This window comes from Saccharopolyspora flava, assembly GCF_900116135.1.
GTDB lineage: Bacteria > Actinomycetota > Actinomycetes > Mycobacteriales > Pseudonocardiaceae > Saccharopolyspora > Saccharopolyspora flava.
Genome location: NZ_FOZX01000015.1, coordinates 60,758 through 74,509, shown reverse-complemented (window position 1 = coordinate 74,509; position 13,752 = coordinate 60,758). Strand labels below are relative to the sequence as shown.

11 protein-coding genes are annotated in these 13,752 nt (G+C 72.1%); 6 read left to right on the top strand and 5 right to left on the bottom strand.

Going from position 1 to position 13,752, the window contains the following annotated elements:
- The first annotated feature begins 6 nt into the window (after positions 1 to 6).
- Complete coding sequence (gene benC, locus BM424_RS27535; RefSeq protein ID WP_093424037.1) at positions 7 to 2,712, top strand: benzoate 1,2-dioxygenase electron transfer component BenC; 2,706 nt, start codon at positions 7 to 9, stop codon at positions 2,710 to 2,712.
- Positions 2,713 to 2,793: 81 nt separating this feature from the next.
- Positions 2,794 to 5,463 carry a helix-turn-helix transcriptional regulator gene (locus BM424_RS27530; protein ID WP_093424035.1) on the top strand — a complete coding sequence of 890 codons (2,670 nt, stop codon included), beginning with the start codon at positions 2,794 to 2,796 and terminating at the stop codon, positions 5,461 to 5,463.
- 30 nt (positions 5,464 to 5,493) lie between these two features.
- Here the strand turns inward: BM424_RS27530 and BM424_RS27525 are convergent, their stop codons facing one another.
- Positions 5,494 to 6,237: an enoyl-CoA hydratase-related protein gene (locus BM424_RS27525; protein WP_245776176.1), complete on the bottom strand. Its 744-nt coding sequence runs from the start codon at positions 6,235 to 6,237 to the stop codon at positions 5,494 to 5,496.
- Positions 6,238 to 6,314: 77 nt separating this feature from the next.
- Positions 6,315 to 7,268: a LysR family transcriptional regulator gene (locus tag BM424_RS27520; protein ID WP_093424181.1), complete on the bottom strand. Its 954-nt coding sequence runs from the start codon at positions 7,266 to 7,268 to the stop codon at positions 6,315 to 6,317.
- A gap of 119 nt (positions 7,269 to 7,387) precedes the next feature.
- Here BM424_RS27520 and BM424_RS27515 point away from each other — a divergent pair, with 119 nt between their 5' ends.
- Together BM424_RS27515 and BM424_RS27510 are read left to right on the top strand one after the other, a co-directional pair.
- Complete coding sequence (locus tag BM424_RS27515; protein WP_093424033.1) at positions 7,388 to 8,491, top strand: PrpF domain-containing protein; 1,104 nt, start codon at positions 7,388 to 7,390, stop codon at positions 8,489 to 8,491.
- A 33-nt stretch (positions 8,492 to 8,524) separates the two neighbouring features.
- The gene (locus BM424_RS27510) at positions 8,525 to 9,775 is read left to right on the top strand and encodes an SLC13 family permease (RefSeq protein WP_175548291.1); all 1,251 of its coding nucleotides are present in this window, start codon (positions 8,525 to 8,527) and stop codon (positions 9,773 to 9,775) included.
- Positions 9,776 to 9,809: 34 nt separating this feature from the next.
- Here the strand turns inward: BM424_RS27510 and BM424_RS27505 are convergent, their stop codons facing one another.
- Entirely contained in the window at positions 9,810 to 10,403 is a 594-nt protein-coding gene (locus BM424_RS27505) for a TetR/AcrR family transcriptional regulator (RefSeq protein ID WP_217649863.1), read from the bottom strand.
- 64 nt (positions 10,404 to 10,467) lie between these two features.
- Here BM424_RS27505 and BM424_RS27500 point away from each other — a divergent pair, with 64 nt between their 5' ends.
- Positions 10,468 to 11,793 carry an oxygenase MpaB family protein gene (locus BM424_RS27500; RefSeq protein ID WP_093424028.1) on the top strand — a complete coding sequence of 442 codons (1,326 nt, stop codon included), beginning with the start codon at positions 10,468 to 10,470 and terminating at the stop codon, positions 11,791 to 11,793.
- Here the strand turns inward: BM424_RS27500 and BM424_RS27495 are convergent.
- Together BM424_RS27495 and BM424_RS27490 are read right to left on the bottom strand one after the other, a co-directional pair.
- Positions 11,780 to 12,418 carry a carboxymuconolactone decarboxylase family protein gene (locus BM424_RS27495; RefSeq protein WP_093424025.1) on the bottom strand — a complete coding sequence of 213 codons (639 nt, stop codon included), beginning with the start codon at positions 12,416 to 12,418 and terminating at the stop codon, positions 11,780 to 11,782. The genes BM424_RS27500 and BM424_RS27495 overlap by 14 nt on opposite strands.
- On the bottom strand, positions 12,402 to 12,974 hold the full coding sequence (locus BM424_RS27490) for a VOC family protein (RefSeq protein ID WP_093424023.1): 573 nt from the start codon (positions 12,972 to 12,974) through the stop codon (positions 12,402 to 12,404). Before BM424_RS27490 ends, BM424_RS27495 begins: the two co-directional genes overlap by 17 nt.
- Before the next feature lie 102 nt (positions 12,975 to 13,076).
- On the opposite strand from BM424_RS27490, the gene BM424_RS27485 reads away from it, so the two are divergent.
- Complete coding sequence (locus BM424_RS27485) at positions 13,077 to 13,718, top strand: TetR/AcrR family transcriptional regulator (protein WP_093424021.1); 642 nt, start codon at positions 13,077 to 13,079, stop codon at positions 13,716 to 13,718.
- Positions 13,719 to 13,752: the final 34 nt, after the last annotated feature.

Below are 13,752 nucleotides of genomic sequence, written 5' to 3'. Positions count from 1 at the left end.
GCGGCCATGAATCACCCAGTCGCCCAACAGGATTCGTCCCAGCACCAGGTGGCGCTGTCCTTCGAGGACGGGGTCACGCGGTTCATCACCTGCGCGCCGGACCAGACCGTGGCCGACGCCTCCTACCGGCAGCGCATCAACATCCCGCTGGACTGCCGCGACGGGGCCTGCGGGACGTGCAAGGCGTTCTGCGAGTCCGGGGACTACGACGGCGGCACCTACATCGACGACGCGCTCACCGCCGACGAGGCCGAGGAGGGCTACGTGCTGCCGTGCAGCATGACGCCCAAGTCGGACCTGGTGCTGCGGATCGCCAGCACCTCGGCGGTGGCCAAGACGCAGGCCGCGACCTTCCCGGCGACGGTCACGGCGGTGGAGCGGCTCTCGCCGACCACGATGTCGCTGACGCTGAAGACCCCGGACCGGGACGAGCTCGCGTTCCTGCCCGGCCAGTACGTCAACATCGCGGTGCCCGGCACCGAGGCGACGCGGTCGTACTCCTTCAGCAGCGCGCCCGACGAGGAGGAGCTGAGCTTCCTCATCAAGATCACCCCCGGCGGGGTGATGTCGGACTACCTCACCGAGCGCGCGAAACCCGGCGACGAGCTGACCTTCACCGGCCCGCACGGCAGCTTCTTCCTGCGCGAGGCCGGGCGTCCGGTGCTGCTGCTGGCCGGCGGCACCGGACTGGCGCCGATCCTGTCGATCCTGCGCACCATGCGGGCGTCGGGCTCGACGCGGCCCGCGCACCTGATCTACGGGGTGACCACCGACGACGACCTCGTCGAGATGGACACCGTGCGGCAGTTGGCCGCCGAGATGGAGAACGTGACGTGGGACTACTGCGTCTCCGACAGCGCGAGCACCGCGCCGAACAAGGGCTACGTCACCACCCTCATCCGCGACGAGCACCTGCACGGCGGAGACCTCGCGGTCTACCTGTGCGGGCCGCCGCCGATGGTGGAGGCGGTGCGCAAGCACTTCGCCGACGACGGCTTCGAACCGACCGGCTTCTACTACGAGAAGTTCGCCCTGGCCACGACTCCCGACCCGACTCCCGAACCCGCGGCTGGTCCCGAGGGGGAGGGAAGTTTTCATGAAAACTTCCCCACCCCCACCACCCACCCCAACCCGATCACCGAGAGTGAGGGGGTGCCGGAAACCGTTCCTGAGCTGGGGGAGAACGTTACCGAGGGGCGGAGATTGGCCGGGCAGGAGATCTTTCCCCGGGTTGAGCGGACCGCATCGGGTGGTGGGGTTGTGCGTTCCGTAGCCGAGGACATCGACGTGGCGAGTCGTGTTGCCGGGCAACGGATTTGGGTCGGTACCGGGAACGGGACCCGGGAGCTCGACGCTGGGGAGGGGCTGCGGGAGAACGCCGAGGCGCGTGGCATCGCCGGGCAGCAGGTGCTGGCCGCGGAGGCGATCGAGCCGCTGGTCGCGCCCGCGCCCGGCGGGTACGAGATCGGCGAGGAACACCCGTCGGTGCACGAGTCGGACGCGGTGTTCGAGGCGCGGCAGGCGCTGGAGCTGGGCGCGCTGGAGCTGACCATCGGCAGGCTCACCTCCCAGCAGCTCGCCGGGTACCGGCTGCTCGCCGAGTCCGCCGTGCCCTACGTCGACGGCGACCGCTTCGTCGACGCCGCCGCCTACACCGAGACCAACGCGGCCTTCCACGACTACCTGTTCAGCCTCACCGGCAACGAGCACCTCCTGCAGGCCTACCGCGCCCTGGGCGTCAAGGGCCACATGGAGACCACGCTGCGCAACGCCACTTGGTGCGACCCCCGCTGCACCCAGGACCACCTCGACATCGTCACCGCCTTCGAATCCGGCGACCGCGCCACGGCCCGCCGCCTGATCGTCGAGCACGCCGAGCGTTCGAAGGTCACCACCCGGCGCGCCATGGCCGACGCCGAGGCCGCCAAGCGACCCCGGTTCATCACCCCGGGCCGCTTCGACGGCAAGGTCGTGGTGGTCACCGGAGCGGCCCAGGGGATCGGCGAGCAGACCGCGCGCCGCATCGCCGCCGAAGGCGGGGAACTCGTGCTGGCCGACCGGTCCTCGCTGGTCGAAGGCCTCGCCGAGGAGCTGTCCGGGCACCCGGTGACCGCGGACCTGGAGACCTGGGACGGCGCCGAGGCCGCGGTGGCGGCGGCGCTCGCCCGGCACGGCCGGATCGACGTGCTCATCAACAACGTGGGCGGAGCGATCTGGTTCAAGCCGTTCACCGAGTTCACCCCCGAGCAGATCGAGGCCGAGATCCGCCGCTCGCTGATGACCACGCTGTTCACCTGCCGCGCCGCGCTCCCCGCGATGACCGGGCGCGGGCAGGGCGTGATCGTCAACGTCTCCTCGGCCGCCACCCGCGGCGTGCACCGCATCCCGTACTCGGCGGCCAAGGGCGGCATCAACGCGATCACCGCCTCGCTGGCCCTGGAGTGCGCCGAGTCCGGCATCCGCGTCGCGGCCACCGCCCCCGGTGGCACCGACGCACCCCCGCGCCGCATCCCCCGGGGCGGCACACCGCCCGAGACCGACCAGGAGAAGGCCTGGTTCCAAGCCCACATCGACCAGACGCTGGAGACGTCGCTGATGAAGCGCTACGGCACGCTCGACGAGCAGGCCGCGGCCATCACCTTCCTCGCCTCCGACGAGGCCTCCTACATCACCGGCACGGTCCTGCCGGTCGCCGGCGGCGACCTCGGCTGAGGCCGGTCGCGACGACGGCCGGCGCTCCGGGCGCCGCTTAAGCTGGTCGGCGGCGGACGCCGACCCACGAAGAGGTGGACGTTGACCGGACCAGCGCACCCGCCGATCGGGCGGGGCGAGCTCGTGGCCGCTCTGGAGGACCTCCTCCGGAGCGGCCGGAGTCGTTTCGTGCTGCTCAGCGGCCCACCCGGAATCGGCAGCTCCACGCTGGCCGAACACCTCGCGCACCGGCACGACGGCCCGGTGCTGCGGGCCACGGCCGCCAAGTGGGAGTTCGACCGGCCGCACGCGCTGCTGACGCAGCTGTTCCCCGACCTGCCGGAAGCGGGGCCGCTGGACACGGCGGCAGAACTGGCCGAGCGGCTCGCGCCGCGCACCCTGCTGGTCGTCCACGACGCCCAGTTCGGCGACCTGGACTCGCTGCGCGCGCTCGCCTCGACCCAGCGCCACCACCCGCAGGTCGCGCTGCAGGTCGTGGCCACCTGCGCCACCGGTGACCGGCGCGCCGCCGCCGAGGTCCTGGACCTGCTGCCGCGCATCGCCACCGACGCGCCCGCGCTGCCGCCGTGGGAGGCCGCCGAGATCAGCGAGCTGGCGGCCGCGCACGGGGTCGCGCTGCACCCGTCGATGGCCGAGCGGTTGCGCCGCCACACCGGGGGCCGACCGCGACCGGCCGTGCAGCTGCTCACCGAGCTGCCGCGCGCCATCTGGTCGCAGTTCGAACCGAACCTTCCCGCACCCGCCGCCGTGCAGGCCCGCGTGCGCGAAGACCTGCGCGCCTGCAGCCCGGTCGCGCGTCGCTTCGCCGAGGCCGCGTCGGTGCTCGGCGCCGACACCCCGGTGCGCGACGTGATGTCGCTGGCCGAGCTCGACGTGCCCCCGCTGCCGCTGGTCGACGAGACGACCGAGGCCGGACTGGTCGCGCTCGCCCCGCGCGGCCTGACCTACGTCAGCCCGCCGGACCCGATGGTGCGCGCCGCCGTGCTCACCGAGCTCGGCCCGGCCCGGCGCGCCGAGCTGCAACGACGCGCCGCCGCCCTCGTCGAGGACCCGGTGCGGTCGTTGCGGCTGCTGGTGGCCGCCAGCCCCGTCCCGGACGCCGACATCGCCTCCCGGCTCGACGAGCTGGCCCGCGAACGCGCCGCCGAAGGCGCCTGGGGCACGGCCGCGACGCTGCTCAGCGACGCCAGCAGGCTCACCGACGACCCCCGGCACCAGCAGGACCTGATCACCCGGGCGGTCGACGCGCTGATCGGCGCCGGTGATGTCTTCCGCGCCACCGCGCTGATCCCGGAGGTCGAGAGCATCCGCGAAACCCCGCTGCGGGATGCGGTTCTCGGCTACCTCGCGCTGGTGCGCGGTCGCGCGGCCGAAGCGGGCAACCGGCTTCGCCGCGCCTGGAACATCGTCAACACCACCCGCGAACCCGAGACCGCCGCGCTGATCTGCCAGCGCTACGTCCTCGACGCGCTGTGCCGCTACGACGGCCGCGACCTCGTGCTGTGGGCCGACCGCGCCATCGAGCTCGCCCCCGGCACGCCGACGGCGATCGAAGCCGAGGCGATCCGCGGCATCGGCCTGGCCGCCACCGGCAGCGCCGCCCAGGCCCTGCGCGATTACGACCGGCTCATCACCCGGCTGCGCCACGGCGCCCAGTGGCAGCGCGCCACGATGGCGCGCGGCTGGATCAACCTCATCGGCGACCGCATCGACGACGCCCGGGTGGACTTCGAAAGCGCCCTTCCCACAGCGCCTCTCGGTGGTTCGGCGCGGATCTCGCTGTGGGCGCGTGCGTGGCTGGCGCGGGTCCAGTTCCTCACCGGCGAGTGGAACGAGGCGCTGACCACGGTCCGCGAGGCGCTGGAGATGCAGGAGCGTACCGGAATCCTGGTCACCGGCCCGATCCTGCTGTGGACGGCCGCCGCGATCCACGCCCTGCGCGGCGAGACCGAGGCGACCGAGGCGGTGCTGCTGCAGAGCGCCACCGGCGCCGGCGACTACCGGATCATGCGCGTGCCGGGCCTGCTCGCCCGCGCCCACGCGGCCGAGGCCCGCGCCGACTCCGACGGGGTCCTGCGCGCCCTGCACCCGCTGACCCGGCCGTCGCCGAGCTCCAGCACCGACTCACCGGGCCACTGGCCGTGGCAGGACATGCACGCCCACGCCCTGATCCTGCTCGGCCGCCTCGACGAGGCCGACGAGTTCCTGACCCCGCACGAGAAGCTCGCCGAGCAGCGCGGACATGCCTCGATGCGTGCCCGGCTCGCCGCCGCTCGGGGACGCCTGCACGGCGCCCGGGGCGACGTGACCGCGGCCTCGGCGTCGTTCGACGAGGCCCTGGAGCTGATCAGCGCGCTCCCGCTGCGCTATGACCAGGCGCGCATCAACTTCGCCTACGGCCAGACGCTGCGGCGCCTGCGCCGCCGGGCCCGCGCCGACGTCGTGCTCAACGCCGCCCGCGACGGCTTCGCCGCGATGGGCGCAACAACCTACGTCGAGCGCTGCGACCGCGAGCTCAAAGCCGGTGGCGTGCACCGAATCCGACCCGAGCAGAGCCCGAACGCCCTGACCCCGCAGGAGGAATCGGTCACCCGCCTGGTCGCCCGCGGACTGTCCAACAAGGAAGTGGCGGCCGAGCTCTACCTCTCCAGCAAAACGGTCCAGTACCACCTCACCCGCGTCTACGCCAAGCTCGGCATCCGCTCCCGAGCAGAACTCGCCGCCCGAGAAAACCCCACCCACGACAGCTGACCGGTGCCAGGCCTCGGGATGGGACCGAGGTCAGGAGTTGGTCCAGCGGGGTTCTCGTTTGGTGAGGAAGGCGTCGACGCCCTCGGTGGCGTCGGCGGAGGCGCGGGCTCGGGTTTTGGCGAGAGCGGTTCGGGCCCAGTCTGTTTCGTCGTCGGCCGGGTGGGCCTCCTCGACGGCGCGGAGGGTTTCGCGGACCGCGATCGGGGCCTGGGCGGCGATGCGCTCGGCCAGCGACACCGCTTCGGTCAGGGCCCGGCCCGGGTCGGTGAGGCGGTTGACCAGGCCGAGGTCGTGGGCGCGCTGGGCCGGGAGCCGGTCGCCGGTGAGCAGGAGTTCGCGGGCGACGTTGAGCGGCAGGGCGCGCGGGGCTCGGAACAGGCCGCCGCACTCGGCGATGAGGCCGAGGCCGACCTCGGGGAACGAGAAGTGCGCGGAGATCGAGGCGACGATCATGGTGGCCGACAGGGCGATCTCGAAACCGCCGCCCGCCGCGGCGCCTTCCACGGCGGCGATCACCGGCTTGGTCAGCGCGCGCCCGGTGATGCCGTAGGGCCCGCCGCGCTCGGTGGGCTCACCTGCCCACGCGCGGATGTCGGTTCCGGCCGAGAAGAAGTCCGCGCCGCCGGTGAGCACCGCGACCCGCGCGGAGTCGTCGTCCTCGAAGGCGTTGAGCGCGGCGTCCAGGGCGCGGGTCATCTCGCCGTCGAAGGCGTTGCGCTTGTCCGGCCGGTCCATCGTGATGATCCGCACCGGTCCGGTGCCCTCCGCTCGCACGGTCAACGCCGCCTCCTCGTTCGATGTGCCGTGGTGCCATTCGAACACGACGCCGCCGGGCGTGCCCGCAGCGGGGATCAGCCGGTGCGGACCGTGCCGAGCTGGGTGCGGTGCAGGTTGGAGTCGGTGAAGCGCTGGGCGACGGCGCGCATGATCTCGGTCATCGCCGAAGCGGCCGGGGTCGGCGGCCGGTTCGCGGTGCGGGCCAGCAGGATTCGCCGCGTCGGGGCCGGGACGTCGTCGGCGAAGTGCACCAGCCGGACGTCGTGCCTGCGGTTGGTCAGGGCCAGGCGCGGGGCTATCGCGATGCCCAGACCGGCGGCCACCATCGCCTGGGCCTCCTGGTAGTCGTGCGACTCGTAGGAGATGCGGGGTTCGAACCCGGCCAGCCGGCAGCTGCGCCGCAGCACCTCGGCGACCGGGTGGTTGTCGGCGCGGATGATCCACTCCTGCCCGGCCAGGTCGGCGAGGCTGATGCGCGGTTCCTCCAGCAGCTCCGAGTTCGCCGGGACCACCAGCACCGTCGGGTCGTCGAGCAGGTGCTCGACCTGCAGCGACTGCTCGTCGGTGCGGTTCCACTCGTAGTCCCACAGCAGCGCCAGCTCGATCTCGCCGGTGTCGAGCAGGTCCAGCAGGTCGTCGAACAGCGCCGAGCGGACCGAGGTCCGCAGACCCGGGTGCTTGCGGGAGAAGCGGGTCAGCGCCAGCGGCAGCAGCGACGCGCTGGCCGTCGGGAACGAACCCAGCCGCAACGTGCCCCGGTCGAGCTGGGCCAGCGACTCCAAATCCGCTTGCGCGCCCCGCAATTCGCGCCGGATCGCGCGTCCCCGCTCGGCCAGCGCGGCACCCGCGTCGGTGAGCCGGACGCCGCGCGGCAACCGGTGCAGGAGCGGTTGCCCGACCTCCGCTTCCAGCCGCGACATCTGCTGCGAGGCGGCCGACGGCGTGATGGCCAGCGCGTCGGCCGCCGCGGTCAGCGAGCCGAGTTCGGCGGCCTCCACCAGCAGCAACACTCTGCGGACGTCGAGCACGCGCACTCCCAAGAGGTATTAGCTCAGCTTAAGGATGGGTAAGGGTTCGAACATTGTACTGAACTCGGAGGTCTTGTCAGGGTGAGCGCCAACGATTCGGAGCGAGGAAGAAGGTTGGCGTGCACGTTCCGGCAACGCTGGTCCGCGGTGGCACCAGCAAGTGTTGGTTGTTCGACGAGGCCGAGCTGCCCACGTCGGTGGGCGACGTCGAGGCGCTGCTGGTCAACGCCTACGGCGCCGCCGACCCGGTCCAGCTCGACGGCATCGGCGGGGCCACCCCGACCACGTCGAAGGCCGCCGTGGTGCGCCCGTCCGGCACGCCGGGTGCGCACGTGGACTACCTGTTCGCGCAGGTCGGCATCGGCACCGGCCGGGTGGAGTGGGGCAGCAACTGCGGCAACTGCGCGACAGCGATCGCCCTGTGGTCGGTGGCGCGCGGACTGGTCCCGGCCACCGGCGACCGGACGCGCGTGGTCATGCGCAACACCAACACCGGCGCCGTCCTGGAGGCCGAGGTCGACACGCCCGGCGGTCAGGTGCCCGAGTTCGGCACCCAGACCGTGCCGGGCACGCGAGCCGGGGGAGTGGCCGTGGGCCTGACGTTCCTGGACCCGGCCGGCGGCACCACCGGGTCGCTGCTGCCCGGCGGCGAGGTCGCCGAGGACTGGGAGATCGACGGGCTGCGCGCCCGGGTCACCATGATCGACGCCGGTGCGCCGATGGTGCTGCTGCGCGCCGACGGGCTCACCGGGGCCGAAACCCTCCGCGAGGTGGAGGAACTCGTCGAACCGCTGCGGCGGTTCCGGCACCGCGCGGCCCACCGGATGGGGCTGACCGCGCCAGGCGACCCGGTCACCGACGCGGTGCCCAAGGTCGGTCTGGTCGGCCCGCCCCGGGACTACCGCACGACCCTGGGCGACGAGATCTCCGCCGCCGACCACGACGTGTCGGTGCGGATGCTGTCGATGAACGCCCCGCACCCCGCCATCGGCCTCACCTCGGCCGTCGGCGTGGCCGCCGCCAACCTGCTCGACGGTTCGGCGGTGCACGCCGCCTCCGCCTCGCCCGGCGGCTGCGAGCTGCGCATCGCGACCGCAGCCGGTGTCATCACCGTCACCAGCGGTGATCTCACCACGTCAGGACCCCGGCGGGTCACCGTCCGCCGCGCGGCCCGCATCCTCTGCGCGGCCGACATCGTGGTCCCCGAGCCGATTCCCGCTTAGCATTCCGCCTGATTCCCACCCGCAAGGACAATGATGTCTGCTGAACTGATCTCCATCGCCGCGCTCGGCGTGATGTTCGTCGTCGCGACCCTGTTACCGATCAACATCGGGATCCTCGCCTTCATCGGCGCGTTCGTCGTCGGCACCGCCTCCCTCGGGCTCAGCGAGGACGAGATCTTCGAGGGCTTCCCCGTCTCGCTGTTCGTCACCATCGTCGGCGTCACCTACCTGTTCTCGGTGGCGCAGCGCAACGGCACGATCGACCTGCTGGTGCGGGTCGGGATCAGATTGGTGCGGGGCAGAGCCGCGCTGGTGCCGTGGGTGCTGTTCGGGGTGGCGGCGGTGCTGACCGCCTTCGGCACCTTCACCCCGGCCGCGGTGGCGCTGCTGGTGCCGGTCGGCATGAACTTCGCCTACCGCTACGGCATCAGCCAGCTGATGGTCGGCATGATGGTCATCAGCGGTGCGCACGCCGGAGCGTTCTCGCCGATCGCGGTGTCCGGGGCGCTCGTGCTGGGCATGGTCGACGGCACGCCGCTGGCGGTGTCCCCGCTGGCGCTGTTCCTGGCCAGCTTCGCCTTCAACGCGCTGCTGTCGGCGCTGACGTTCCTGCTGCTGCGCCGCACCACCCCGGAAGCCGCGCCCTCACAGCTCGGCGAGGAGACCGAGCAGACCGGTGCGGCGGGAGTGACCTGGCGGCAGGGGCTGACCCTGGTCGCGCTGGCGGTGCTGGTGATCGGCGCGCTGGGCTTCCACCTGGAGATCGGGTTCCTCGCGCTGGCGGCCGGTGCCGTGCTGGCTCTGGTGGACATGAAGAACCAGTCGAAGGCCGTCGAGGGCATCAGCTGGCACACGATCCTGCTGGTCGCGGGCATGGTGACCTACGTGGGAATCCTGGAGAAGGCGGGCACGATCGACACGATCTCGCGCGGTGCCGCCGGGATGGGTGCCCCGTTGTTCGTCGCGCTGCTGCTGTGCCTGGTGGTCGCGGTGGTCTCGGCGTTCGCCTCGTCGACGGCGATCCTGACCGCCATCATCCCGATCGCGGTGCCGCTGCTGCTGGCCAGCCACGTCAGCGCGGTGGGTCTGGTGGCCGCGCTGGCCATCTCGACGACCATCGTGGACACCTCGCCGTTCTCGACCAACGGCGCGCTGGTGCTCAGCAACGCGCGCGGAGTCGACCGGGAGCGCTTCTACAAGCGGATCATCGGGTACACGGCGGGGATCGTCGGCATCGGACCGGTGCTGGCGTGGGGTTTCCTGGTGCTGCCCGCCTCGCTGTGAGAGCCGCTGATGCCGGTCGCAGGCGCGGCCGGCATCAGCTCGCCGACAGCGTCCAGGTCCGGACCTGGCGGACCAGCGCGGTGAGCCGCTCGGTGGTGGCGTGCTCGGGGTCGGCCAGGCGGCGCTGCAACAGCTCGCGGCCCGAGGCGTGCACCATCCGCGCGGTGTACTCGGGGTCGGGGAGTCCGGGCAGGGACTTCTCGATCTCCTGCTGCAGGAAGCGCAGCACCAGCTCCTCGGACTCGGCCAGCCGCCGGTGCAGCTGCGGGGGAGCGCCCTGCGGCGGGAACAGGAACAACCGCCAGGTCGCCGGGTTGTCGTCGACGGCGTCGAGCATCCCGCAGAAGGTGCTGATCAGCCGGTCCTCGTCGGAGAGGTGCGCGGTGGCGCGGGCGAACTGGGCGCTCGCGCGCTCGGACTCGCGGTCGACGAGTGCGACGAACAGGCTCGGCAGGTCGCCGAAGAGCTGGTAGAGGACCGGGCGCGTGATGCCGGCGGCCTCGGAGATGCGGTTCGGCGTCGCCGCGTGGAACCCGTCGGCGTCCACGATCTGGTGGGTCACGTCGAGGATCTGCTCGCGGCGGTCGACCGCGCTCATCCGTCTGCGCGCGCTGGAGGACCCGGTCACCCTTGACACTCTATCCGACACCCGTCAACCTGTAACTAACAGGTTGAAAGTTGAGGTGTCACCGATGACGCTCCACCACCCTGAACTCGCCGAAAGAGCCCGCGCGCAACGGGATCGGCTCCCCGACCTCTACGGTTGCATCGACTTCGACACCACCCCGCACCGGTTCACCACCGACCCGGGCGTCAAGTCCGACCTGCCCGAGTGGGTCGGCGATCGCGACGCCGTGCTCGCCGACGACCGGGCCGTGGAGCTCATCCGCACCACCACGATGCTCGGCGACGTCGTCGCCGACGCCTACGCCGCCCTCTCCCGCGAGCGCGGCGTGAACCCGCTGATCCGGATGCTGCAGCAGGCCTGCCGGTCCGGTGTGGACACCGTGCCCGACGCGCCCGACGAACTGCGGGCGCTGATCGCGGCGATGGAGGACACGCCCGACTGGCTCGACATGGACCTGGTCGAGGAGGGCGCGCGCCAGCTGCGCATCGGCGCCGCGTTCCTGTCGCCCTACATCACCCGCGGCGCGTTCCTGGCGACCTTCATCAACACCTACGCCGCGCTGCCGATGGCGCTGACCGGAGCGCTGACCGGGCGGCGCGCGGCCCGGCGGGTCAACGAGACCGCCAACTTCTTCACCGTCACCACCCTGCCCGGCGCGCTGGGGCGCTACGGCGAGGGCTTCGAGGCGGCCGCGATGGTCCGGCTGATGCACTCGGTGGTGCGCTGCAACGCGCTGAGCAGCCCCGAGGGGTGGGACCCCGAGGTCTACGGGGTGCCGGTGCCGCAGGCCGACCAGATGCCGGCCGGGCTGATCAACATGTACCTGTCGGCGATGATGGCCCTCGGCGCCGGCCGCGGCGAGTTCACCGCGCGCGAGCGGGCAATGCTGGAGGTCAGCCGCTACCGCTGCTTCCTGCTGGGCCTGCCCGAGGAGCTGCTGCCCACCACCGCCTCCGGCATCGTCGAGGTCTTCCACGCCCGCGCCGCGACGCTGCGCCGCGGGTTCGACGACGCCACCTGCGGCGAACTCGTCCGCTCCACGATGGCCGCCGACCTCCGCCCCGGGCGCTCGTTGCTGGACCAGGCCGCCGAGACGGTCGAGCGCAGCTGGAGCCGGGCGTTCTTCCTCGGGATCTGCGGCGGCGACCGCAAGCGGGCCGAGCGGATGAACGTCCCCTTCGGACTGCTCGACGCCGCCTGCGTGGCCACCACCGCCCCGTTCGTGCTGGGCCGCTTCGTGACGATGGCGATCGCCGCCGAGCAACCGCTGCTGCGCAGGATCGCCGACGGCTACACCACCCGCGTCGTCAAGCAGCGCCTCGCCGAGTACGGCAACGCCGAGTACACGACCCACGCCGCCACCTACCGCCGGGAGGTCACGACCCCGTGAGGTCGGCGGAGAGGTCCCGCGTCCCGTACCCGTCCGGCGCGGCGACCTCGGTGACCGGCTCGGGGCGGTCGTCGAACTCCAGCCGCAGCGCCTTGGCGATCGTCGCGTGCATCTCGTACATGCAGGTGATGTAGGTCAGCTGCAGGATCTCCGGTTCGGTGAGGTGCTCGCGCAGCCGGTCGAACACGGCGTCCGGGACGCGGCCGCCGTCGAGCACCAGCGCGTCGGTATAGGCCAGCACGGCCCGCTCCGGCCGCGAGTAGCAGTCGGCGACCTGCCAGGACGGCAGAGCGGCGATCTTGTCCTCGGCCACGCCGAGGGCCCGCAGCTGCTTGCAGTGCTGGGAGAACACGAATTGGCTGCCGCGCGCCCACCCCGCCCGGCACTGCCCGAGCTCGCGCAGCACCGGGTCCAGCGCGGACTCCCGGTACAGCGCGAAACCCCGCACCGCGTGCCGGAACACCTCGGGGGACTGGGCGAACACCGTCCACCAGTCCCCGGGCGAGCCGGTCGCGGTGCCGTGCTCGACGGCCGGATCGCGGTCGGGCCCGAACAGCCGGTCGTAGAAGAACCGGATCCGCTCGTCGGTGACCTCAGCGCGCGGGACCTCACGCAGGCGCGGCATGGCGCTGCACCGTCCGGTCGGCGGCGGTCTTGGGGGTGTGCGAGACGTCGGCGTCGGTGAACTCCCTGGTCCAGCAGGCGAATTCGAGCAGGATCCCGTCGGGGTCCTGGAAGTAGAACGACCGCACGAACACCCCGTCGTGCATCTCGCGGGCCACCGTCGACGGGCTGTTGTCGTGGTTGAGGATCGGGCTCACCTCAACGCCCTTGTCCCGCAACCGATCCCGGTACTGCTCGAACTTCGCGACCGGCACGTGGAAGGCGACGTGGTTCATCGATCCCACGGCGCTGAGCAGCTCGCCCTCACCGGGCATCGAGGCCGGCGCCGAAACGCCGGGCACGGGATCGGGGGCGTCGGGGAACCAGAAGAACGCCACGCAGTCCCCGCCGCCGCAGTCGAAGAAGAAGTGCTGGCCGGAGCCGCCGGGCAGGTCGATGGTCTTGATCAGCGGCATGCCGAGCACCCCGCTGTAGAAGTCGATGGTGCGCTGCATGTCGGACGAGACGAGCGCCAGGTGGTTGATGCCGCCCAGCTCGAACTCCGGATTGGTCGCCATTGACGCCTCCGCGCTGACTTGACAGTCATATCAACTTTTCAGACGCTGTCAGCCTGAGCCGGGCGGCACCGGCTTGTCAAGGTCCGGCGGGAGGGGAAAACCGTGTCCAGCAGCCAGGATTCACCCGACCGGCCGCTGACCGAGCGCGGCGCCCGGACCCGCGAGAAGCTGCTGGCCGCGGCCCGGGAGGTCTTCGAGGAGCGGGGCTTCCCGGACACCCGGATCGCCCACATCGCCGAGCGCGCGCGGGTCGCCTACGGCTCGTTCTACACCTACTTCCCGTCCAAGCAGGCGGTGTTCCTGGAACTGGCCGACCGGCTGTTCGCGGAGATGACCGACCGGGGCGCGCTGCCCGCCGGTAGGTCACCGGCGGCCCGGATCCGCCGCGCCAACCGCGCCTACTACGAGGCCTACCTGCGCAACGCGCGGATGATGGCCATCGTCGAGCAGGTCGCCACCCTCGACGAGGAGTTCCAGGAGCTCCGGCGCAAGCACCGGGCCCGGTCGATCACCCGGACGGCCCGCGCGCTGCGCCGCTGGCAGCGGGAGGGGCTGATGCCCGGCGACCTCGACCCGGAGCTCACCGCCCGCGCGCTGGCGGCCATGATCGACCACTCGCTGTACCTGGGCATCGTCCAGGGCGACGACCCGCCCGACACCGAGCGCCTGCTGGACACCCTCGACCTGCTGACCCACCGTGCTCTCGGTCTCCCGGCCGAGACCGGGAGCGGTGGCCTCGGGTAGTTTGCGGCGACGGTGCGGCGCGGGAGCGCGCCGA